Source organism: Candidatus Kinetoplastibacterium sorsogonicusi (assembly GCF_003072465.1).
GTDB lineage: Bacteria > Pseudomonadota > Gammaproteobacteria > Burkholderiales > Burkholderiaceae_B > Kinetoplastidibacterium > Kinetoplastidibacterium kentomonadis.
Genome location: NZ_CP025628.1, coordinates 612,723 through 637,277, shown reverse-complemented (window position 1 = coordinate 637,277; position 24,555 = coordinate 612,723). Strand labels below are relative to the sequence as shown.

At 24.0% G+C, this 24,555-nt stretch carries 24 protein-coding genes; 12 read left to right on the top strand and 12 right to left on the bottom strand.

Translation table 11 applies throughout. From position 1 onward, the window contains the following. The first annotated feature begins 44 nt into the window (after window positions 1-44). Both gpmA and CKSOR_RS03035 read left to right on the top strand, forming a co-directional pair. Entirely contained in the window at window positions 45-728 is a 684-nt protein-coding gene (gpmA, locus tag CKSOR_RS03040; protein WP_108674105.1) for a 2,3-diphosphoglycerate-dependent phosphoglycerate mutase, read from the top strand. Window positions 729-785: 57 nt separating this feature from the next. Further along, window positions 786-1,544 (top strand): HesA/MoeB/ThiF family protein, encoded by a 759-nt coding sequence (locus tag CKSOR_RS03035; RefSeq protein WP_108674104.1) that lies wholly within the window; start codon window positions 786-788, stop codon window positions 1,542-1,544. An 8-nt stretch (window positions 1,545-1,552) separates the two neighbouring features. Here CKSOR_RS03035 and obgE read toward each other — a convergent pair whose 3' ends face one another. The 3 genes from obgE to rplU all read right to left on the bottom strand — a co-directional run bounded on the left by obgE (window position 1,553) and on the right by rplU (window position 3,243). Beyond that, complete coding sequence (gene obgE / locus CKSOR_RS03030) at window positions 1,553-2,587, bottom strand: GTPase ObgE (RefSeq protein WP_108674103.1); 1,035 nt, start codon at window positions 2,585-2,587, stop codon at window positions 1,553-1,555. Window positions 2,588-2,655: 68 nt separating this feature from the next. Further along, window positions 2,656-2,913, bottom strand: a complete 258-nt coding sequence (gene rpmA, locus CKSOR_RS03025; protein ID WP_108674102.1) for a 50S ribosomal protein L27 — start codon at window positions 2,911-2,913, stop codon at window positions 2,656-2,658. Between the two features lie 15 nt (window positions 2,914-2,928). Further along, window positions 2,929-3,243, bottom strand: coding sequence for a 50S ribosomal protein L21 (rplU, locus tag CKSOR_RS03020; protein ID WP_108674101.1), 315 nt, complete (start codon window positions 3,241-3,243; stop codon window positions 2,929-2,931). A gap of 268 nt (window positions 3,244-3,511) precedes the next feature. On the opposite strand from rplU, the gene CKSOR_RS03015 reads away from it, so the two are divergent. Together CKSOR_RS03015 and panC are read left to right on the top strand one after the other, a co-directional pair. Next, window positions 3,512-4,480, top strand: coding sequence for a polyprenyl synthetase family protein (locus tag CKSOR_RS03015; RefSeq protein ID WP_108674231.1), 969 nt, complete (start codon window positions 3,512-3,514; stop codon window positions 4,478-4,480). A 78-nt stretch (window positions 4,481-4,558) separates the two neighbouring features. Next, entirely contained in the window at window positions 4,559-5,407 is an 849-nt protein-coding gene (gene panC / locus CKSOR_RS03010) for a pantoate--beta-alanine ligase (RefSeq protein WP_108674100.1), read from the top strand. Between the two features lie 3 nt (window positions 5,408-5,410). Here the strand turns inward: panC and CKSOR_RS03005 are convergent, their stop codons facing one another. Beyond that, window positions 5,411-6,070: a thiamine phosphate synthase gene (locus tag CKSOR_RS03005; RefSeq protein ID WP_108674099.1), complete on the bottom strand. Its 660-nt coding sequence runs from the start codon at window positions 6,068-6,070 to the stop codon at window positions 5,411-5,413. A gap of 111 nt (window positions 6,071-6,181) precedes the next feature. Between CKSOR_RS03005 and ruvX the strand changes: the two genes are divergently transcribed. Beyond that, window positions 6,182-6,589, top strand: a complete 408-nt coding sequence (ruvX, locus tag CKSOR_RS03000; protein ID WP_108674098.1) for a Holliday junction resolvase RuvX — start codon at window positions 6,182-6,184, stop codon at window positions 6,587-6,589. Between the two features lie 4 nt (window positions 6,590-6,593). Here the strand turns inward: ruvX and CKSOR_RS02995 are convergent, their stop codons facing one another. The 3 genes from CKSOR_RS02995 to CKSOR_RS02985 all read right to left on the bottom strand — a co-directional run bounded on the left by CKSOR_RS02995 (window position 6,594) and on the right by CKSOR_RS02985 (window position 10,956). Then, window positions 6,594-7,415 carry a symmetrical bis(5'-nucleosyl)-tetraphosphatase gene (locus tag CKSOR_RS02995; RefSeq protein ID WP_108674230.1) on the bottom strand — a complete coding sequence of 274 codons (822 nt, stop codon included), beginning with the start codon at window positions 7,413-7,415 and terminating at the stop codon, window positions 6,594-6,596. Window positions 7,416-8,167: 752 nt separating this feature from the next. Continuing rightward, a complete protein-coding gene (gene aroE / locus CKSOR_RS02990) occupies window positions 8,168-9,031 on the bottom strand; it encodes a shikimate dehydrogenase (RefSeq protein WP_199919608.1) in 864 nt (287 codons plus the stop codon). A gap of 23 nt (window positions 9,032-9,054) precedes the next feature. Further along, on the bottom strand, window positions 9,055-10,956 hold the full coding sequence (locus CKSOR_RS02985) for a ribonuclease catalytic domain-containing protein (RefSeq protein ID WP_108674096.1): 1,902 nt from the start codon (window positions 10,954-10,956) through the stop codon (window positions 9,055-9,057). Window positions 10,957-11,188: 232 nt separating this feature from the next. On the opposite strand from CKSOR_RS02985, the gene aroQ reads away from it, so the two are divergent. Together aroQ and prmA are read left to right on the top strand one after the other, a co-directional pair. After that, on the top strand, window positions 11,189-11,638 hold the full coding sequence (gene aroQ, locus CKSOR_RS02980) for a type II 3-dehydroquinate dehydratase (protein ID WP_108674095.1): 450 nt from the start codon (window positions 11,189-11,191) through the stop codon (window positions 11,636-11,638). Window positions 11,639-11,821: 183 nt separating this feature from the next. After that, a complete protein-coding gene (prmA, locus tag CKSOR_RS02975) occupies window positions 11,822-12,751 on the top strand; it encodes a 50S ribosomal protein L11 methyltransferase (protein WP_108674094.1) in 930 nt (309 codons plus the stop codon). A 4-nt stretch (window positions 12,752-12,755) separates the two neighbouring features. Here prmA and CKSOR_RS02970 read toward each other — a convergent pair whose 3' ends face one another. From CKSOR_RS02970 to CKSOR_RS02955, 4 genes are all read right to left on the bottom strand, one after another. Next, window positions 12,756-13,790 carry a ribonucleotide-diphosphate reductase subunit beta gene (locus CKSOR_RS02970; protein WP_108674093.1) on the bottom strand — a complete coding sequence of 345 codons (1,035 nt, stop codon included), beginning with the start codon at window positions 13,788-13,790 and terminating at the stop codon, window positions 12,756-12,758. A 32-nt stretch (window positions 13,791-13,822) separates the two neighbouring features. After that, window positions 13,823-16,684, bottom strand: a complete 2,862-nt coding sequence (locus tag CKSOR_RS02965) for a ribonucleoside-diphosphate reductase subunit alpha (RefSeq protein ID WP_108674092.1) — start codon at window positions 16,682-16,684, stop codon at window positions 13,823-13,825. 40 nt (window positions 16,685-16,724) lie between these two features. Further along, complete coding sequence (gltX, locus tag CKSOR_RS02960; protein WP_108674091.1) at window positions 16,725-18,131, bottom strand: glutamate--tRNA ligase; 1,407 nt, start codon at window positions 18,129-18,131, stop codon at window positions 16,725-16,727. 155 nt (window positions 18,132-18,286) lie between these two features. After that, on the bottom strand, window positions 18,287-18,955 hold the full coding sequence (locus tag CKSOR_RS02955; RefSeq protein WP_108674090.1) for an alpha/beta hydrolase: 669 nt from the start codon (window positions 18,953-18,955) through the stop codon (window positions 18,287-18,289). Window positions 18,956-19,092: 137 nt separating this feature from the next. Here CKSOR_RS02955 and pmbA point away from each other — a divergent pair, with 137 nt between their 5' ends. From pmbA to erpA, 5 genes are all read left to right on the top strand, one after another. Then, window positions 19,093-20,457: a metalloprotease PmbA gene (pmbA, locus tag CKSOR_RS02950; RefSeq protein ID WP_108674089.1), complete on the top strand. Its 1,365-nt coding sequence runs from the start codon at window positions 19,093-19,095 to the stop codon at window positions 20,455-20,457. Window positions 20,458-20,606: 149 nt separating this feature from the next. Then, window positions 20,607-21,038, top strand: coding sequence for a 50S ribosomal protein L13 (gene rplM, locus CKSOR_RS02945; RefSeq protein WP_108674088.1), 432 nt, complete (start codon window positions 20,607-20,609; stop codon window positions 21,036-21,038). Between the two features lie 11 nt (window positions 21,039-21,049). Next, window positions 21,050-21,442, top strand: a complete 393-nt coding sequence (rpsI, locus tag CKSOR_RS02940) for a 30S ribosomal protein S9 (protein ID WP_108674087.1) — start codon at window positions 21,050-21,052, stop codon at window positions 21,440-21,442. Between the two features lie 97 nt (window positions 21,443-21,539). Further along, the gene (argC, locus tag CKSOR_RS02935; protein WP_422666646.1) at window positions 21,540-22,601 is read left to right on the top strand and encodes an N-acetyl-gamma-glutamyl-phosphate reductase; all 1,062 of its coding nucleotides are present in this window, start codon (window positions 21,540-21,542) and stop codon (window positions 22,599-22,601) included. A gap of 24 nt (window positions 22,602-22,625) precedes the next feature. Further along, entirely contained in the window at window positions 22,626-22,961 is a 336-nt protein-coding gene (erpA, locus tag CKSOR_RS02930) for an iron-sulfur cluster insertion protein ErpA (protein WP_108674085.1), read from the top strand. A 2-nt stretch (window positions 22,962-22,963) separates the two neighbouring features. Here the strand turns inward: erpA and CKSOR_RS02925 are convergent, their stop codons facing one another. Next, the gene (locus CKSOR_RS02925) at window positions 22,964-24,343 is read right to left on the bottom strand and encodes a M23 family metallopeptidase (RefSeq protein ID WP_234411221.1); all 1,380 of its coding nucleotides are present in this window, start codon (window positions 24,341-24,343) and stop codon (window positions 22,964-22,966) included. Window positions 24,344-24,555: the final 212 nt, after the last annotated feature.

Here is a 24,555-nt window from a genome sequence, read left to right as displayed (position 1 = left end):
GTTTCTTTATTAAAAATAATTTCTATAATTTAGGTGAATAAATTATGTATAAATTGGTATTAATGCGGCATGGTCAAAGTTTATGGAATTTAGAAAATCGATTTACTGGTTGGGCTGATATTGATTTAACAGAAGTTGGAAAAAATCAAGCTAAACAAGCTGGTGAAATATTAAAAGATCATAATTATATATTTGACATTGCATATTCATCTTATTTAAAAAGATCTATAAGAACTTTGTGGATAGTATTAGATATTATGAATTGTATGCATATACCTATATATTCTGACTGGCATCTTAATGAAAGACATTATGGTAATTTACAAGGACTCAATAAACATGATATTGCAAATATTTATGGAGAAAAACAAGTAAGTATTTGGCGTAGATCTTATGATATTGCACCTCCTAGTTTATCTATTAATGATAAAAGACATCCTAAATTTGATATTAAATATCAACAATTACCTATACAATTACCATCTACAGAATCTTTAAAAGATACTATAGATAGAGTTATTCCTTTTTGGAATAACTCTATAGTTCCTATGATTCAATCTGGTAAAAAAGTTTTAATTGTAGCCCATGGTAATAGTTTAAGAGCTCTTATAAAATATATAACTAATATGTCTAATGAGAGTATATATAATTTTGATATTCCTACAGGAAAACCTTTGGTTTGTGAATTAAATGATAAAATGGATTATATAAAACATTATTATTTATAATGTTAATATACTATTTTTATTAAAAATAAATATTTAAATAATTTTTGAAATTTTTATATGAATGATGAACAATTATTAAGATACTCTAGAAATATATTAATTGAAGAACTAGGTATAAATGGTCAAGAAAAATTATTATCTTCTAATATTGTTATATTTGGTGTAGGTGGTACAGGATCTGCTGCTGCTTTATATTTAACTTTAGCTGGTATTAAAAAAATTACTATAGTAGATTATGATATTGTGGAATTAAGTAATTTACAAAGACAAATATTACATCATAGTGCAACTTTAGGGCAACTAAAAGTTAAATCAGCTAAAAATACTTTAGCAACTTATAATGAAGATGTAGAAATTAATTGTATTTCTGAAAAAATTACAGATAGAAAAAATTTATATAAATATATTAAAAATTTTGATTTAGTTTTAGATTGTACTGATAATTTTTCATCTAGATATAAAATTAATTTAGCTTGTGTTTTAACATCAACACCTTTAATTTCAGGAGCTGCAATAGAAATGAAAGGTCAAATTAGTACTTATGATTTACGTTATATAGAATCTCCTTGTTATAATTGTGTTTTTCCTGAAAATAAAAAAACTGAAGATATTAATTGTGCAAATATGGGAGTATTATCTCCAATAGTAGGTACAATAGGTAGTTTACAAGCTATTGAAGCAATTAAAATTTTAGCAGAAATTAATAATATAAAAGAATTAAATAATCATTTATTAATATTTAATTTCTTTAATATGAGTATACGCAAAACAAAAATTATACGTGATGATAAATGTATCATTTGTAAAGATAGATGAAGATACATTTATTTTTTTATATATTTTTTAATTTCTGATATTAAATCTGGTATTCCAACGCCTAATTTTCCAGATATAAAAAATATCTTTTCGATTGGTCGTAATTCTTTTAAGAACAATCCCCTAAGATCCTGTAGTTTATCTTGAAAATCAAAAATATCTAATTTGTTAAAAATAATCCATCTAGGTTTTTTTATTAAATCTTTATTATATATTGATAATTCTGTTTCAATATTTTTAACATCAATAATAATATTTTTTATAAAATCATCCATGTTCAGATGTTTATGTGATGAAATATCAATAAAATGTAATAATAACTTAGTCCTTAATAAATGACGTAAAAATATTAAACCTAATCCAGCTCCTTCAGATGCGCCTTTAATTAATCCAGGTATATCAGCTATTACAATTTTATTAGAAAAATAATCATTTTGATTTAAAACAGCTAGATGAGGATTAATAGTAGTAAATGGATAATCAGCAACTTTAGGTCTTGAATTAGAAATGCAATGAATAAACGTAGATTTACCTGCATTAGGTAAACCTAATAATCCAATATCAGCAATTAATCTAAGTTCTAATTTAATCTTGCGCCTTTCTCCTATTTTTCCTAAAGTAAATTGTCTTGGTGCTCTATTCGTGCTAGATTTAAAATGTATATTCCCTAACCCTCCTAAGCCACCATACGCAATTATGAATTTTTGATTATGATATGTTAAATCACACATAATCTCATTAGTATCTATATCAGTAATAATTGTACCTACAGGAAGCTTTAATATAATATCTTTGCCAAAAGCACCATATTTATCAGAACCTTTGCCATGTTGACCATTTGGTGCTACATATGATCTTTTATATTTAAAATCTAATAAAGTACTAGTATTTATATCAGCAATAACTATTACGTTACCTCCACGACCACCATCACCTCCATTAGGTCCACCTTTAGGAATAAATTTTTCACGTCTAAAACTAGCTACGCCATTACCACCATTACCACCAATTACTTCTATTATTGCTTCATCAATAAATTTCATGTTTTATATCTATAAAGGGATCAATTATAACAGCTAATTTTGATCCCGTAAGATGTTTATTTTTAATATTAATTCTTAATTACAGAAACAGTCTGCTTATTAAGTTTTCCTTTGATCATAAATTTTACATTGCCAGTTACTAAAGAAAATAAAGTATGATCTTTTCCTATACCAACATTATCACCAGCATGAAATTTTGTGCCACGTTGACGTACTATTATAGCACCAGCATTAACATGTTGACCACCAAATATTTTTACACCAAGCCTTTTTGATTCTGAATCTCTACCATTGCGTGTGGAGCCGCCGCCTTTTTTATGTGCCATTATTAAATCCTATTTTTAATTATTGACTATGGAATCAATATATAGTTCTGTATAAGATTGACGATGTCCTTGATGTTTTTGGTAATGCTTACGCCTTCTCATTTTAAATATTTTAATTTTTTTATTTTTACCATGAGAAAGAACTTTTGCTTTTACAACAACATCTTTTAAAAAAGGAGAGCCAATTTCTATTTTATCTCCTTCTCCGATAGATAAAACATCTTTAAAAGAGATTTCATCTCCTATGTCAGCAAGTATCTGTTCTATTTTTAATTTTTCACCAGGAGAAACGCGATATTGTTTTCCTCCAGTTTTTATGACTGCGTACATATGGAATTTTCCTTTGATACAAACAAAATTTATTTTGATAATTGATATTTTTTATAATTATCAACAAAAAATATTATTTTCATTTATTAATATTCTATTTTTCTATAATATGAAAATATTGTTATATAATCTTATACAAGATATATTAAATAAAATTATTTGATATATTATATCAAAAATTAAATCTGAAAAATAAAATTTTTGTATTAATGTATTTCTTAAGTTAGATACACTAATTTATTAATTATATATTATGGATACATCTACTTTGAATTTAAATAAAATAATTGAACCTATATTAGATGATATAAAAAATATTGATAAAGTGATAAATCATTATTTAAACTCTAAAATTTCATTAATAAATAATGTTAGTAATTATATTATTAATTCTGGAGGAAAACGTTTAAGACCATTAATTTTATTAATGATTGCTAAATCTTTAGGATATAAAGGTTCTTTACATTATTTACTTGCTGCTATTATAGAATTTATACATACAGCTACACTATTACATGATGATGTAATTGATAACTCTAATATGAGAAGAGGCAAAAAATCAGCTAATATAGTTTTTGGAAATTCATGTAGTGTTTTAGTTGGTGATTATTTATATTCTCGTGCCTTTGAAATGATGGTGGATACTAAATCATCTAAAATTATTAAAATAATTTCAGAAGCTACTACTACTATTGCAGAAGGTGAAATATTACAATTATTAAGTATGAATAATGCTCAGTTATCTGAAAATGATTATTTTAAAGTTATAATTTCTAAAACAGCCAAATTATTTGAAGCTTCTGCGCATATTGGAGCAATTTTATCAAAAACAGATTCAAAAAACAAAAAATCAGCCATTGATTATGGTTTAAATATTGGAATTGCATTTCAACTTATAGATGATATTTTAGATTATACTGGTGACATTAGTGTTGTAGGTAAAAATTTAGGTAATGATTTAAAAGAGGGTAAAACTACATTACCACTTATTCATGCTATACAAATGAGTAATCATACTAATCAAAATATTATAAAAGAAGCTATTACTAATGGTACTACTTCTGATTTCAATAATATTATTAATATAATTCATGAAACAGATTCTCTAAATTATGCATTATTAAAGGCAGAAAAATATGCTTCTTTAGCACGTAATGCAATAGAAAAATTTCCAGAATCAATATATAAAGATTCTTTAATAAAAATTTCTCATTTGGCAGTAAAACGTGAGTTTTAAAATATTTATATAGATAAAATAGATAAAAGCTATAAAATAAAAATATATATTTAATAATCAAATAGGAAGATAAAATATATGCTATTGATCAATACAATAGATTCACTAAAAAATTATTTAAATAGTAAAAATAATATAGTATTTATTCCTACAATGGGTAGCTTACATGAAGGTCATATTGCTTTAATTGAATTAGCAAAAGAATATTCAGATAATTTAGTGGTTAGTATATTTGTTAATCCTTTGCAATTCAGTGAAAATGAAGATTTTGATTTATATCCACGTAATTTTCCTAAAGACATTCAATTATTAGAATCTTTAGATATTTCAAACATTTTATTTATTCCAAATATAGAAGACTTAAATATAGGAAAAAATAGCTTTGCTATATCTGTACCATCAAATATATCCAATATTTTAGAAGGATCCTTTAGAAAAAATTTTTTATCTGGAATGTGTACTATAATACTAAAATTTCTTTTATTAATAAAACCAAATATGATTGTTTTGGGTAAAAAAGATTATCAGCAAATGATAGTCATTGAACAAATGTGCAAAAATTTATTTTTACCAACCAAAATATTAAAATGTGATACTAAAAGAGATATTTCTGGTTTAGCTAAATCTTCACGTAATGTTTATTTAAATATTTATGAAAAACAAGAAGCTGCTATTTTATATAAATGCTTATTAGATATCAAATCTAAAATATTATCAGGTACAGATTTTAGATTTTTAGAAACACAATGGATAAATAATCTTGAAAAAAGAAATTGGACAGTTGATTACCTTTCTATTAGAAATAAGTATGATCTATCTTTAGCAGATTATTTAAAATATAAAAATAAAATCTCAGATTTAGTAATACTTATTGCAGCAAGATTAGGTAATATAAGATTGATAGATAATTTAGAAATTTCAAATTAATTTTTATTTAACAAAAAAACTGCTTAAATTTAATGCTGCTTCATATATATTATTAGTATTAAATAAACCATTAATAACAGCAATGTTATCTATAATATCATTATCAACAATAATTGATTTTACATTATTACAAGTAATACCTCCTATAGCTACTATTGAAATTGGTGAAATATTACTTTTAGCTATAATTTTTTTTATTTTTAATAAATTTTGAAATGATACATTTTCAGCATTTGGTTTAATTTTAGAATCAAAAATTGTACCAAAAGACAAATAACTTATACCAGTTATATTAATAATTTCTAATGCTCTATTAAGATCATTATAGCAAGATACTCCTAAAATTATGTTATTTTGATTTAAAATATTACTAATGTCTTTTATGCTAGCATCTTCTCTACCAATATGTAATCCATCTGCGTTTACATATTTTACTAATTCTAAATCATCATTTATAATAAATATTACATTTAATTCTTTACATAAAATACTAATTTTGGATGCTTGATATCTTTTTAAAAATTTATTTGCGATTTTATTACGATATTGAAGCACCTTCATGCCACCTAAAGCAGCTTGTTTAATGGAATCAAGTAATAATTCAGTATTATCACAATCAGGAGTAATACCATACAAACCTTTAGGCAAAATATTTTTAATCATAACTAAGAATAGAGTAATTTTAAAAGATATAATAGCATCATACTATCTACGTTTATTGTTTTTATTATAGCATTTTTTTATTATAGCATTTTATATTATTGAAAAATTATTATGATTATTTTTAGTTTTGATTTTGGATTAAAAAAAATTGGTATTGCAATAGGTAATACTTTGACTTTACACTCAAGACCTTTTGATATTATATATCCTAAAACAAAAAAAGAACGATATATATATATAGATAAATTAATTACAGAATGGCATCCAATAACTATTGTAGTAGGCATACCTAACATCTATGATGAATTTGGTAATATACAATTATCATATTTAAATTGTAAAAAATTTTCAAATCAACTAAAAGAACGTTATAAAATTCCCATCGTACTAATAAATGAACATAATTCTAGTATAGAAGCACAAGAATATTTAAATAATAAAGATGTTAAAAACGATGATGCTATAGCTGCAGCATTAATACTAAATCGTTATTTTGAGTCTAAAAAGATTAATTATTAAAATATTATTTTTTAATTTTATCACATTGTATTTGTATTAATTTACGATCAGAAAGTCGCATAGCTGTTAATTTACCACCCCACACACAGCCTGTATCTAAACAAATAATATTAGGTGTTATTAATAAACCTAAATTTGACCAATGACCAAAAATAATATTAATATTAGAAGTTTTTCTATTTGGAACTTGAAACCAAGGCATTAGCCAATTAGGATGATAACCTTTACCTGATTTATGAGTAAAATCCATATGACCATCTTTTGTACATAATCTAATGCGCGTAAATACACTAGTAATTAGTCTAATTCTATCATTACCTCTATATTTATCTCTCCAGAAATTAGGTTTATCTCCATATATTTTTTTTAATGTTTTTCTCCAGTTGTTACTTCTTAGAAGTGATTCTATTTCAGAAGCTAAAGATAAAGTTTTATTAATATCCCATTGAGGTACTACTCCTGCATGTACTAATAAATGATTATATTGAAAATGAGCTATAGGTCTGAATCTTAACCAATCTATGATATGTTTATAATCTTTAGAGTTTAAAATGTCATCAAAACTATCTTTTTTAGATAATTTTGATATGCCTGATGCTACAGACAGTAAATGAATATCATGATTACCTAATACACATAAACATTTATCATCTAAATTCATTAAAGTTAATATAGTTTTTAGTGAGTTCGGTCCACGGTTTACTATATCTCCGGCAAACCATAATTTATAATAATTATTGTTAAAAATTTCATTTTTATTAATAAGCTTTTCTAGTGAAGAGCAACATCCATGTACATCACCAATTACCCAAATATTTTCATCCATTTCCTGAAATTTATTCATATAAATATATTTATAATTTTTTGATTTTATAACAATTGTATTTAAATATAATTATTATAAAAAAAGTATTTAGTGCAACTAGCGCAATAAATATATGGTTTACATAATATTGTACAGCAATTACATTAAATATTTATTATAGAAAATAATAAACTAAATGAACATATGAAATTAACTAAATTTATATTATTTATTTAATCTTAATACAACTAATAATTATAATATTTATATTAAATAAATTAAATTTATAATATCTTATTTTGCTAAATTATAATGATTTTTTTATAAATGAAAATATTTTTCTTCAAGTAATAAAATTTTTTATATTATGAATATATTGGTACTTTTTAATAATTTATATTAGTTATTTAAATTGACATTAAAAAAATTATGTTTAATAGCTTTATAATATTCATAAAACTATTAAATTGATAATTTGATATATAAAATCTTTGCGTAATATTTTGAATTTAATTATATGTGATGATAAAAATCATATAATTAAATCTTTCAATATTAGTATTATATTTTTTAAATTAATAATTATTTGTTATCTTATTATTTTAAATCTAAATTATTTTCTAAACTTTAATAAATATTTCTATAAATAATAAATTAGTTAATAAATTTTTTGTAGAAAATATTTTCTTAAAATCTAAACAATATTAGTATTAATATTTAATTATTAAATTTATAGTATAATTAATGAAATATTTTTGTAATAATTTAATAATTTAATATATATGATCCAAGGAAGATCTTATATATGATAATGTAGAAATTGTATCAGGTTTTATACCGTGCCAAATATAAAAACTTTCAGCTGCTTGCTCTATTAACATACCTAAACCATCTACACAAATTTTAGCTCCAAGATCTTTAGCTTGTTTTAAAAACAAAGTTGGTTGATTGCTATAATATAAATCATATGCAATACTATTTGATGAAAATATGTTTTCTGGTAATGGTAATGTTTGATTTTGTAAACTAGAAGAAGTAGTATTTATTACTAATGGCCATGATTCTATATTTGCAGAATTTAATGCACCATATGATATTTCCATGTTATGAGAACTATTTATTGAAATTTTTTTTGCTATATTCATTAAAATCATAGCATTTTCAATATTTCTATTAATGATATGCAAACGACTGCAACCGTATTCTATAAGTGATATAATTATGCCTCTAGCTGCACCGCCAGCACCGATTAAAAGAATTTTAGAATTATTAATATTAAAATTTAGTCTTATCAAATCGTTTATAAATCCTTGACCATCAGTATTATAACCATATAATAAATTATTTTTTATGTGTATAGTATTAACTGCTTCGGCTAATAATGCATTTTTTGATAAATATTCTTTTTTTATAATATTAAAAGCTGTTTGTTTAAATGGTACAGTAACATTTAATCCTAATCCACCTATTTCAATAAAATTCTCTAAAGATTTTTTAAATTCGTTATCACTAGATAAAATTTTTGTATAAGCTTGATTAATATTATTTTGTTTGGCAAAGTAGTTGTGTATTTTTGGAGATTTACTATGATTTATTGGATTACCAATTACAGCAAATAATTTTATATTTTTTTTCATATATATTTAATTTATTGGTTATTTTAAATTTTATTTATTGATCTTTTGTATCTACAATCTATATCTAAAGAGATTTCATCTGTACCTAATATTTCTAATTCTATTTTTTCTCCTTTGCTTAAATTTGTTGGCAAGCTAGCTAATTTTATGATGATTGGAATATCTAAAAATCTTACTAATTTATCACGTATAATTTCTGCATTAATATAATGTAAATTATTTTGTTGTAACCATCTTATACACCAATATTTTTCTATTTTTTGTTGAAAATCAATTATCTCTGAATATTGAGATTCAAAAATACTCATTATTGAAAATAAATCACTATCACCATGTCTAAAAGTTGAAAATAATTTTGAAGAAATTCCATGTTCTATTGCAGATATTATTTGCCATTGATTTACTAAATCTATATATCTTCTTAGTGGTGAAGTACTCCATAGATATTGAGAAACACCAAGCCCATCATGTGCATTTGGATATATACTATTTTTTGCTTTACCATATTGTACGTATCTATATATTGCTGGCAAAGAATATTTTTTTAATAAATCACCCCATATAGTATTTGCTAATATCATAAATTCAGAAATAATCATACTAATTGGAGAATTGCGCGATCTTTTATTTATATGTACTTTAGTATATTTATCATTAGGTAATCCTTCTAATATAAAATCATATTCTTGTTTTGAATTATTTTCTGGTTTTCCTCTAATAATTTCTCTTTTTTTTGCAAATATTTGAGATACTTTCCATAAAGGTTTAATCCAATTTTGATAAGGTAATATCTTATCTTCATTATTTAAAGATTCTATATTAAAGATATTTTCTATGTTATGAATGCGCAAATTTTCTTTAACTATTATTTTTTCTATGCATGAAAATGTGTCTTGTATTTGATTAGTATCAGTATTGATTATTACATATAAAGAAATAGCTGGTTTTAATTTATTTTGATCTAATGAAAATATATTTATTACATTTTCAGGTTGCATAGTAATTTTTTCTCCTGGTAAATATATTGTAGAACTCCTTATTCGTGCAAATCTGTCATATTCACTATTACGTGTTACACCCAATCCAGGAGCCGCAATATGTATACCAATTTTTATATTATTATTATCTAAAATATTTACTGATAATGCATCATCTATTTCTATAGTATTTTGATCATCTACAGAATAGATATATTCATGTATTACAGTAGGATATTGAAAATTATCATTAATATTAGAAAAATCATTTTTTTGTTGTATATAACATGGATTTTTTGCAAAAAATATTTGCTTATGCATTGATAAAGTATCATTCCATGCACCTAATGACATTAGAAGTTTTTCTGGACTGCATTTTAAAATAAAACAAGATTTTTCTATTGCTTTATACTCTATAGAATTTTTATCTGTTAAAGAAATTATTTTTCCTAAAGATTTTTTAATTTCCTCTGGTAAAATACCTTTAATAAGAAGTTTTGATAATCTCTCTATTTGTTCTAAAATTTCTTTTTTTTTATTAATAGCTATAATAGCTTTTTTAAGAACGTTCTCATTTGCAGGTTTATAATCACCATTTTTTATCTTATAAAAATATGCTGGATTTTTATTCAAAAATATTAACATGCTTAATATTTCTATTATGTTAGTATTATCACCATAATATTCTTTTGCAAATTTTATAGCATTAAATTCATTACACCCTACATATTCCCATATAAAATCAGGATCCAATGTTTCAGATAAATTATTAGCTTCTAAGATCAAATGATCTAAATTCTTAGTATCATTATTAAATCTTAACAAAATATTATTTTTTTTTAATTTTAATCTATTACCTTTTGCATATTCTATATTTACATAATTTTCTGTTTCAGAGAGAATTTTTCCTATTAAAAAATTATTTTTATTTTCAAAAATAATAAACATTATATTAATCACCTAATTAAATTATCTTAATATTACTATAGCATAGCAAAATGTTTTATTGATAATGAAAGTATGCTTAATGTTTTATTTATTAAATAAAACATTAAGCATGTATATATATTTAATTTTTGCTTATAAAATAATAATTATATCTTTGTTGATTATTAAGTATGTTATATTTATAAAGTAAAAATTAGTTACAATTTAGTATTTTAAGGAATTCGTTTTTATTATGGCTAAAAATATTTTAGTTTTAAATGGACCAAACTTAAATTTATTGGGTGTAAGAGAACCAAAAATTTATGGATCAAATGATATTTTTCAAATTAATCAAAATCTTGAAGATATTGCTAATAGAAATGGTAGCAAAATATTTTTTTATCAAAGTAATCATGAAGGAGATTTAATAGACAAAATACATGATTCTAAAAATAATGGCGTAGATTTTATAATCATAAATGCAGCAGCATATACACATACTAGTATTGCTTTAAGAGATGCAATGTCTGCAACTGAGATTCCTTTTATAGAAGTACATATATCTAATGTTTTTAAAAGAGAAAAATTCAGACATATTTCTTATATATCTGATATTGCAATAGGAGTAATTTCAGGTTTAGGTATTTATGGATATGAAGCAGCTTTAATATACGCATTAAATCATGAAATTAAAAATTTTTAAAAGTAATAACATATAAAAAATTTTTATTAATTATGAAATTTTTTATATCTGAAATAACTTTAGAAATTATATTAATAATATCGTTTTGCTTAAAGATTTTTTATAAAACTATGAAATAATACATATGTTGTAATATATGTATTATATAAGTCAATGATAATAACAAATAGATAATATAAAATCATGTACGAATTAATTATATATTGTAAATTTTTGAATGCAGATATTTTTTCTGATACTTTGTTAGATTATAGTTCTAATGTATTATCTGTTTCTATAGAAAATGCTAATTTAGAAGATAGCAAAAACAGTATCTTTGGTGAACCAAGTAATAGTGCTTTACTAGATCTTATAAATTGGAAAAATATTATTTTTTATATATCAGTTAATGATGAAATAGATCCATATGATCTGATTAAGTATGCTACTGATAAGACTAATTTAAATACAAACATAATAGAAAAATTTTTTTTAAAAAAAATAGATCAAAATATAGATTGGGTTTTAAAATATCAATCTAATAATCATCCAATTAATATTAATAATAAATTATTGATTATTTCTAGCTGGCATAATAAAAAAGAGTTATTAAAAAATATAAAAGAAATTATTAATAATAATATCATAGAATTAGATCCTGGTTTGGCTTTTGGTACTGGTAGTCATCCAACAACGTATCTATGTTTATCATGGATAATAGACAATGAAATTAAAGATAAAAATATTTTAGATTATGGTTGTGGTTCTGGTATTTTAGCTATTGCTGCTAAAAAATTTGGAGCAAAAAATGTTACAGCTTTAGATATAGATAAACAAGCAATAGAAGCAACTAATAATAATGCTTTGAAAAATAATGTAGACATTAGTGTAGTTGAAAATTATCAAAAAATAAATATTAAATACGACATTATCATATCTAATATTTTATCTAACCCACTTAAAGATTTATCAATAATTTTAGATTCTTTATTAAAATATCAAGGTACATTATTATTATCAGGTATATTATCAAATCAAAAAGAAGAAATATTAAAAGTATATTCCAAATGGATTGATTTATCTGTTTGGAATACACTTGATGGATGGGTATGTTTATATGGAAAAAAATATTAATTTTTTATTCCCAATTCAATGTTCCACCAGTTTGATAGTCAATAACTCTAGTTTCAAAAAAATTTCTTTCTTTTTTAAGATCTACCATCTCTGCCATCCATGGAAATGGATTTTCCTGATTAGCAAATATTGGTTCTAAACCTATTTGTTGACATCTTCTATTACATATAAATCTTAAATATGCTTTAAACATAGAAGAATTTAGCCCAAGAATACCTCTTGGCATAGTATCTTCAGCATAAGCATATTCTAACTCTACTGCTTTTTCAAATAGATAAATTAATTCTTCTTTAAGTTCTTTAGTCCAAAGATGAGGGTTTTCTAATTTGATAGTATTAATCATATCTACACCAAAATTGCAATGCATAGACTCATCTCTCAATATATACATGTACTGTTCTGCTGCACCAGTCATTTTATTTTGTCTACCCAAAGATAATATTTGTGTAAAACCTACATAAAAAAACATACCTTCCATTAAACATGCAAATACTATTAAAGATTTTAATAAAATTTGATCATTTTTAGTAGATCCTGTTTTAAAATTTGGATCTGCAATTACATTAATAAATGGTATTAAAAATTCATCTTTTAGTTTTATAGATTCAATTTCATTATATGCATTAAATATTTCTAATTCGTCTAAATCTAAACTTTCCACTATATATTGATACGCATGGGTGTGTATTGCTTCTTCAAATGCTTGTCGTAATAAAAATTGTCTACATTCTGGTGCAGTAATATGCCTATAAGTGCCTAAAACTATATTATTAGCAGCTAATGAATCAGCAGTAACAAAAAAACCTAAATTGCGTTTTACAATTCTTCTTTCATCTTCTGATAATCCTATAGGATTTTTCCATAAATTAATATCTCTTGACATGCTTACCTCTTGTGGCATCCAGTGATTTGCACAAGATGCCAAATATTTTTCCCATGCCCATTTATATTTAAATGGTACTAATTGATTAACATCAGTTTTTCCATTTATGATTTTCTTATCTTCGATATTGATACGGTTTTTTAAATTATTATGCATTTTTTACCTTTAAAAACTTATAAAAACTTATTTTACTGACATACTTCACATTCCTCTATATCATTATGTCCAATTTTCATCTTACATGATTGTAGTAGATTTATATTTTTCGAGCTAAAAGAAACTGAATTAAGTTCTCCACCGTTACCAGTAGATTTTTCAGCATATGTAGCACTCATAGTTCTTAAATAATAAGTAGTTTTAAGACCTTTAATCCATGCTAATTTATAAGTTTCATCTAATTTTTTACCAGATACTCCTGATATATATATATTTAAAGATTGAGATTGATCTATCCATTTTTGACGTCTAGAAGCACATTCTACAAGCCATTTGCTATCTATTTCAAATGCTGTAGCATATAAAATTTTTAATTCATTTGGAATTCTATCTATATTTGCAAGACTACCATTAAAATATTTGATATCAGATATCATTACTTCATCCCAAATATTTAGCTTTTTTAAATCATATACTAAATATTCATTTATAATAGTAAATTCTCCAGATAAATTAGATTTTACATATAAATTTTGAAATGTTGGTTCAATACTAGCTGATACTCCAATAATATTTGATATGGTAGCAGTAGGAGCTATAGCTAAACAATTAGAATTACGCATACCATATTGTTTAATATGATCCCTTAAAGAACTCCAATCAATTTGACTACTATTATCTATGTCTATGTAGTTTTCTCTTTCATTTTTTAATAATTCAATAGTATCTTGAGGAAGCATATTTTTTGACCATAAAGATCCATTAAATGTTTCATAAGATCCTCTTTCCTTAGCTAATTCACTTGATGCAAAATAAGTATAGTAAGCTATAATTTCCATAGAGTAATCTGCAAATTTTATAGCTTCTGTAGAAGCATAAGGAATTCTCATAATATGTAAAGCATCTTGAAATCCCATAATTCCTAAACCTATAGGACGGTGTTTTTTATTAGCTTTCTTAGCTTTTTCTACAGCATAAAAATTTATATCTATTACATTATCTAAAATCCTCATACCTATTTTTATAGTTTTTTTTAATTTTTCTATATCTAAGCTAAATAAACCATCATCATTAACTTTAATATGAGAAGCTAGATTAATAGATCCTAAATTACAAACAGCTATTTCTTCTTCGTTAGTATTTAGAGTAATTTCTGTACATAAATTAGAGCTATGTACAACACCATTATGTTGTTGAGGAGAGCGTATATTACAAGGATCTTTAAATGTAATCCAAGGATGTCCTGTTTCAAATAACATTGATAACATTTTGCGCCATAAAGATACTGCTGGTATTTTTTTAAATAGCTTAATTTCACCATTATTAACTTTTTCTTCATATTTTAAATATGAGATTTCAAATGATTTTCCATATTTTTCATGCAAATCAGGACAATCTGAAGGTGAAAATAATGTCCATTCTTTATTTTCCATTACACGCTTCATAAAAAGATCTGGAATCCAATTTGCAGTATTCATATCATGTGTTCTTCTGCGTTCATCACCAGTATTTTTACGTAATTCTAAAAATTCTTCAATGTCTAAATGCCAAGTTTCTAAATAAGTACAAACTGCACCTTTTCTTTTCCCACCTTGATTAACTGCTAGTGCAGTGTCATTTACTACTTTTAAAAAAGGTACTATACCTTGACTTTCACCATTTGTACCTTTTATATGACTATGTAATGCACGTACAGGAGTCCAATCATTTCCAAGTCCACCAGCATATTTAGCAAGCAAAGCATTATCTTTAATAGAATCATATATTCCTATTAAATTATCTGGTACTGTAGTTAAATAACATGAAGATAATTGTGAATAAATAGTACCAGAATTAAATAATGTTGGTGTAGAACACATAAAATCGAAAGAAGATAACAAATTATAAAATTCTATAGCTTTATTATCTTTATCTTCTTCTTTGATAGCTAAACCCATAGCTACTCTCATAAAAAATATTTGTGGTAACTCTATTCTTTTACCTTTTATATGTAAAAAATATCTATCATACAATGTTTGTAACCCTAGATATTTGAATTGAAGATCTCTTTTAGCAATTATATTTTTACTTAATTTTTCTATATTAAATGTTTCCATATCTTTAGATAACAATCCTGAATTTATTCCTATTTTAATAAATTCAGGTAAATATTTTTCATATTTTTCTTGCATCTGTGATTGTAAATATTCTTGATTCAATACTTCTTTTCTAATTTTATACATTAATAATCTAGCAGTTACTTGATTATATGCAGGATCTTTTTCTATTTTAGATCTTGAAGATAATATAATAGACTTTAGCACTTCATCTATTGATACACCATCATATAAATTTTTTATGGTTTCTTGTAAGATCGATGATTTATCAATGGAACAATTTAAATCAGTTGTAGCTTCATTAATAATAGATTGAAGTGCATATATATCTAATAGTTTTTTATTACCATTATCATTAATATATATTTTTATATCATTAAATTCTTTATTATTTTTAATTTTTCTTTCTTGATTTCTTTTTTCACGATATATCACATAAGCTCTTGCTACATCATGTTCACCTGATTTCATAAGAGATAATTCTACTTGATCTTGAATTTCTTCTATATGAAAATTACCACCGGATGGTTTATTTTTTAATAAAGAATTTATAGTTTGATATGTCAAATTTTCTATTAATTTTCTAATACTAGAAGAATTTTCCACAGAATTTCCATGTATAGCAATAAATGATTTTTTAATGGCTATAGAAATTTTGTTAACAGCAAAATTGACTAAAGATCCATCTCGACGAATCACATTATATTTTATTGATGAAAAATTTTTTTCTAAATTATTTAAATATTCTTCTTGAAAATAAAAATTTTCCAAATTATGTTGTAAAGTATTATTTTTCATAAAAATCCATTTTATTAATTAATAAAACAATTAAATTCATTTAACTATTATTTTTAATAAATTTTTCTAATCTAGATAATACTTTTTGCTTACCTAAAATAGCTAATAATGAATCAATTGATGGTGTTTTTTCTCTGCCTGTAATTGCTAATCTTATTGGATAACATAGCTCAAACATATTAATATGGTGTTTATTTACTAAAAATTTAATTACATTAGATATTTGATTTTTATTCCATTCTATATTATGTAATTGATGATAAAAATCTTGAATGTAATTCATTGTATTTTTATTAAAATTTAAATTTTTAATATTCACTTCTTCATAAAAAATAGATGCTTGATTAGCCATATCGAGAATAGTATCTGATCTATTTTTTAGTAATTCTATAATTTCATCTAAATTACAAATTGTTATATTAAAACCTTTTTCTATAAGATATGGTAAGATTAATTCTTTTAATCTATTATTATTAGAATGTTTTATATAATGTGCATTTATCCATTTTAATTTTTTCAAATCCCATTTAGCTGATGATTTAGATATTTTTGATATATCAAACCATTTTATCAATTCTGTTCTGCTAAAGATTTCGCTATCTCCATGACTCCATCCTAATCTAGCTAAATAGTTAATAATAGCCTCAGGTAGATATCCGTTTTTTTTGTATTCAAGAAGACTAATATCTCCATGTCTTTTAGATAATTTTTTATTATCTGATCCTAAAATCATAGGAATATGACCGTATTTAGGTGGTATTTTTTTTAACGCTTTAATAAGATTTAATTGTTTAGGTGTATTATTTATATGATCTTCACCACGTAAAATATGTGTAATATTCATATCCAAATCATCTACAACTACACAAAAGTTATAAGTTGGAATCCCATTTGATCTTACTAAAACAAAATCATCTAATTCATCATTATTAAAAGAAATATGACCCTTAATAATATCTTCCCATTCTGTAATTCCAATTTTATTATTTTTAAATCTAACTACAGGTTTTTTATCTTTCGGAATCGTTGGTAAATTTTTGCCTATTTCTGGACGCCATGTATAATCATATTTTGGTTTTAATCCTTTATCTTTTGCTATATTACGCATAAATTCTATATCTTCCTGGGAAGAATAACAATAATATGCAGTACCTTCATTTAGCATTTGATTTATAACCTCATTGTATCTTTCTATACGTTGCATTTGATAATATGGTCCTTCATCTGGATTTATATCCAGCCATTTAAGACTATCAAGTATTGCTTCAACTGCTGCTTGGGTAGATCTTTCTGTATCAGTATCTTCTATTCTTAATATAAATTTACCATTATAATGTTTGGCTAAGGCCCAGCAAAAAATAGCAGTTCTAACTCCACCAAGATGTAAATAACCTGTTGGTGAAGGAGCAAAACGTACACGCATTGATTGTGAATTATTATTTATCATATCTATATTATAAATGTATGGAATATATTTATATAATCATAATAAATATTTGAAAAATAAATTATTACTTGAATAAATATATGATTAATGATGTTTTATATATTATAAATTTTAGTTTAAAATTAAGTATATAAATAAATTTAAATTAGATATTTTTATTTTAAATTTTTATTTATAAATTCTGATATATCATTTATTTCAGAATTACATATTGTATGATTCATATTGTATTCTCTATATATGATATTTGGAAAAAAATTTTTCATATAATTAAAAGATTGCTTAGCATTTATAATTGGAATGATATTATCATATTTTCCATGTGCAAACATAATAGGTGTATTTACATATCTAAGATTGATTTTTTCATATAAAATATCAGGTATATAACCAGATAATGAAATAATTCCTGCCATAGGATTAATAATATCAATACTAATTAATGTTGATAATGCAATTATTGCACCTTGTGAAAAACCTATTATGATTATGTTAGAATTCGGAATGCCTTTTTTATTTTCTAACATAATAACTTTGCTAATTTCATTAATTGTTTGATAAATATCGTTTATATTTAGATCTAATGTTTCTAAATTATATATATCAAACCATGCTCTCATATGAGATTTATTGAATGTAATATACTGGTATGCAGCTTCTAAAAATAAAAATTTTATATGCTGTTTTTTATTTAAATTACACATATTATATATTGTTAATAAATCATATCTGTTAGCACCTAAACCATGAATGCATATTACCGTATAAAGAGATTTATTATTTATTTGCAATATATTTGTTATTTTATTGTTTAATATATCCATATTTTGTGATAATTTTTTACATTTATGCTTAATAAAGTTATATTTAAATCAAATAGCACTTTATTAATTAAATATAAATTATAAAATATATTTTATAATTTAATTATTTTTATTAATTATGTTTATATTGGATAGCGATGATTAATGTTGAATCATTTTTGCCATTAGAAGAAAAAAATTTATTTTTTGCAGAAATTAAAGATAAAGCAATAAAATATGCTCTACAATTGGGAGCTACTGATGCTTATGTAATTATTTCTGAAACAAATGGCCTGTCAGTGTCATCTAGAAAAAATGACATAGAAAATGTTGAAAAATATAATGAAAGGGGTATTGATTTAACTGTATATATTGGTAAAGCTAGTGGTAGTGCATCTAGTTCAGATTTCTCTAATGATGCAATTTATCGTACTGTAAAATCTGCTATACATATAGCAAAAAATATTGCTATAGATGAATACTCTGGATTACCTGATAAAGATATGTTAGCTACAGAATTTCCAGACTTTAAGGTATGCCATGCATTAAATTTATCATTAAATGATATGATAAATTTTACTTTATTAGCAGAACAAACTGCTTTGTCTGTAGATCCTAAAATAGTTAATACAGAAGGATCAAGTTTTGATGCTCAAAATGTTCAATTTTTAATCGGTAATACTTTAGGATTTTCAGGATATAAAGCTTATTCTAATTATACTATTTCTTCTGTACCAATAGCTGCTCTGAATAATAATATGCAAAGAGATTATTGGTATGAATCTAATTGTAATCCTAATAAATTAATGAGCGCTGATAAATTAGGTGAAATAGCTGCAAAACGTTCATTAAGTAGATTATCAGCAAAACGTATTCCTACAAATTTTTATCCTGTTATATTTGAAGCTCCTGTAGCTTTAAGTCTATTAAGTGCTTTATCACATGCTATAAATGGATCTAATTTATATAGAAAAGCTAGTTTTTTACAAAATCATTTAGGAAAAAAAATTTTTTCAGACTTTATAGATATAGTTGATGATCCATATATTATAGGACAAATTGGTAGCTCGTCTTTTGATGTTGAAGGAGTAAGAACAAAAACTAGAAACATAGTAAAATCTGGTACTTTAGAGGGTTATTTTTTATCAAATTATTCTGCAAAAAAGTTAGGAATGATTTCAACTGGTAATGCAGGTGGTTTTCATAATCTTTTGATTAAATCTAATAAAGATGAATTAACATATAGTTTTTCTGATCTATTAAAAAAAATGAATAGAGGTTTATTAGTTACAGAATTAATCGGTCATGGAACAAATTATGTGACTGGTGATTATTCTAGAGGTGCTTTTGGATATTGGGTAGAAAATGGAGAAATATTATATCCAGTAGAAGAAATTACTATAGCTGGTAATCTTATAAGCATGTTTAAAGATATTATTGCAATAGGTTCTGATATTATTATTAGAGATAATAAGATGTCTGGTTCAATTTTATTAGAAAAAATGTCTGTCGCTGGATCTTAACAATTTATAAAACTATCTTGCTGTATTGAAAATACAAATGTACAATCTTAAAATCTAATAATACATTAGATACACTGTCTAGTTAATAATGATCAGGTATTTAATAAGTATATTATTAGAATCATTTAATCAACTTAGTAAGGACAAAGATGAAAAAGACGTTTGTGTCTAAACCACATGAAGTCGAACGTAATTGGTTTGTTGTTGATGCTAAAAATAAAATACTTGGACGTGTAGCCAGCGAAGTTGCACATCGATTAAGAGGAAAGCATAAACCAGAGTTCACTCCACATGTTGATGTTGGTGATTTCATAGTTATAATTAATGCATCTGAAATTGCTGTTTCTGGAAGAAAATTATATAATAAAAAATATTATCATCACACAACATATCCAGGTGGTATTAAAGAAACTAGTTTTGAAAAATTACAACAAAAATTTCCTGGTAGAGCAGTTCTAAAAGCTGTGAAAGGTATGTTACCTAAAGGACCATTAGGATATGCAATGATCAAAAAATTAAAAATATATGCTGGTTCTGAACATCCACATTCAGCTCAACAACCTAAGCTTTTAGAAATCTAAGGAATATATTTATGATAGATAACTGGAACTATGGAACAGGTCGTAGAAAAACTTCAGTAGCTCGTGTTTTTTTAAAAAAAGGATCTGGTAATATTATTGTGAATGGTAAGCCTGTCGATGATTTTTTTGCAAGAGAAACTGGTCGTATGATTGTAAGGCAACCATTACATTTAACTAATTATTTAGATTTTTTTGATATTAAAGCAAATGTGCATGGTGGAGGAGAAACAGGTCAAGCTGGAGCCATTAGGTTAGGAATAGCTAGAGCCTTGGTAGAATATGAAAATAGTTTAAAATCTACTTTATCAGGAGCAGGCTTAATGACTCGTGATGCTAGAGAAGTAGAAAGAAAAAAACCTGGTCTGCGTAAAGCTCGTCGTCGTAAACAATTTAGTAAAAGATAATTTACTATTTATTGATTTATATAGTAATAATTCTTTAGGTCGCTTTATTAGCGACCTTTTATGTTATTTAATAAATACTATATTTTTGGAGTAATTAATAATGGTAGAAAAAAATAAACTAATTAAAGTTGGAATTGTTGGTGGTACTGGTTATACAGGTATAGAATTAATAAGAATTCTTTCACAACATCCATATGTTACAATATCTGTAATTACTTCAAGAAAAGAAATTGGAGAACCAGTTTCTAATTTATACACTAATTTACGTGGTCATACGTCATTATTATTTTCGTCTTTAGATATTAATAAATTGCTTGCATGTGATGTAGTTTTTTTCGCAACTCCACATGGTATAGCAATGAATTTTGCTAAAAAACTTATAGAACATAATGTAAAGGTAATAGATTTATCTGCGGATTTTAGATTTAAAGATCCATTAATATTCCAAGAATATTATAATATAGAACACTCTTGTCCAGAACTATTACAAATATCTGAATATGGTATTGTTGAATTAAATAGAAAATCCATAAAATCAGCTAACATTATAGGAAATCCTGGCTGTTATCCAACTACTATATTATTAGGGTTAGCTCCTTTATTTAAGAATCCGAATATTAATTTAGTAGATTTAAACATAATAGCAGATTGTAAATCTGGAATATCTGGTTCTGGACGTAAACTTGAAATTAATTCTCTTTTTTCTGAAAAATCAGAAAATTTTCAAGCATATGGATTACCAAAACATAGACATAAGCCTGAAATAATAGCTAATTTTAATCATCTTTATAAAAAAGATATTGATTTAATATTTGTTCCGCATTTGGTACCTATGATTAGAGGTATGTTTTCAACTATTTATGTTAAATTAAATAAAGATTATATAGATTATAATTTTCAAAATTTATATGAGAAATTTTATAAAGATGAACATTTTATAGATATAATGCCATATTCATCTTTACCAGATACTAAATCAGTTAAAGCATCAAATAAGATTCGTATATCATTACACAAAGTTACTAATAATTTGTTAGTAATTTTAGTAGTACAAGATAATTTGGTAAAAGGAGCTGCTGGTCAAGCAGTACAAAATATGAATTTATTATTTAATTTACCAGAGATATCAGGATTAGAAACTGTTCCTATATTTCCTTAAATTTTTATAAAAAAGGTCAATATAATGAATGAAAATAAAATAATATTTACTGAAAATGCAGCTAATAAGGTATTAAAATTATTAAAAGAAGAAAATAATCCTAAATTAAATTTACGACTTTTTGTACAGGGTGGTGGTTGTTCTGGTTTTCAATACGGTTTTACTTTTGATGAGATTATTAATACGGATGATACAGTAATTATAAAAAATGGTGTAAATTTATTGATAGACTCTATTAGTATACAATATCTATATGGATCTGAAATAGATTATAAAGAAGATATAGAAGGATCTCAATTTTTAATAAATAATCCTAATGCTACTACTACATGTGGATGTGGTTCATCTTTTTCAGTATAATATTATTTATTAAATATCAAATCTGGTACAGTTTTTTGTAAATCAGATAAATATTTTATTTGATTCATATATTTTTCTGATATCTTTTTAAATTCTATTAATTCAGATGAAATTAATTTATTTCCAGTAGGTAATTTAGCTGTAAGTGGATTAACAGGTTTATTACCTATTCTTAGTTCATAATGTAAATGAGGTCCTGTTGCTGTGCCTGTTGAGCCAACATATCCTATTAACTTGCCTTGATTGATTTTAATACCTTTTTTAATGCCTTTTTCAATATGACTTTGATGAGCATATACAGTTGAATAATTTCTTGGATGTTTAATAATTACTACATTTCCATATCCATTTTGCCAACCAGAAAATTCTACTATACCATTAGCAGTAGCATATATTGGAGTTCCATATGGAGCTGCATAATCTACACCTCTATGACCAGTCCATGTTTTATGTACAGGGTGTATTCTCATACCAAATGGAGAACTAATTCGACTAAATTTTGTTGCTGATTTTAAAAAAGAATCTCGTAAATTAATACCTTCTATATCATAATAAGATCCATTATTATTTTTTGAATTAAACCATATTGCATTATAAGTTTTGTTATTATTTTTTATTTCTAATGCTAAAACTTTACCTGATCCAACATATTTACCTTCATGAGAATAAATCTCATATATAACTCTAAATTGATCACCTTGTCTTACATCTCTTATAAAATCTATTCTAGAATTTAAGATATCTAACATTTGCATAGTAACAGCATCAGGTACATCAGAGTAATCAGTAGCTCTAAAAAAAGAAGATTTTATTGTTCCAATTGCTATTTTTTCTTGAAGGTCTGTTGGTACTGTTTTTTCTTCTGCTTTATAAATACCTTTTTTTATGTTAGAAATATATAAAAATTTAGTAAAAATTTTACCATTTATATCTATAATTGGAGTATGTATATACTTTAACCATTTAATACTGCCATCAGAATATTGTGCTAATTGGATAGATCGACCTGGTAATAACTTATGAAAACTTTTCGAATTATGATTATTTCTAATAAATTGTTTAATATCTGAAGAAGAAATATCTAATCTTTCAAATATTTTACTAAGATTATCACCTTTTTTAATAGTAGTTTCATTTACAAAGTATGAAGAATTAGAGATTTTTTCACAAACAACATTGTTTGGCATAGGTAAAATATTCCTAATCATAGTTTGATCAGGTATATTTTTATTTATATTTTCTTTTAACACTATTATAGTAATTAATGTTAATATAGATATAGATAATATCAAAAAAACAAAACTAAAAGACTTTATTAAAAAATAAATCTTTGATGTTCGTTTTTTTCTTATGTTATTTAATGATTTGAAACTTAGATTCATGAGCTCGTACAATATAATTTATTATATTGTTTTTATATAAGTCTAATATTTATTATTTTTACTATTTATGCAATTACACTATATTAATATAATTTAAAAATTATAAATATTAAATATTTTAATTTTTAAATTATCAATTTAAATAAAAAATAACTATACCATGATTATTAATATATAGTTACTTGCATAAATATATTAAGCAATTTTATTAC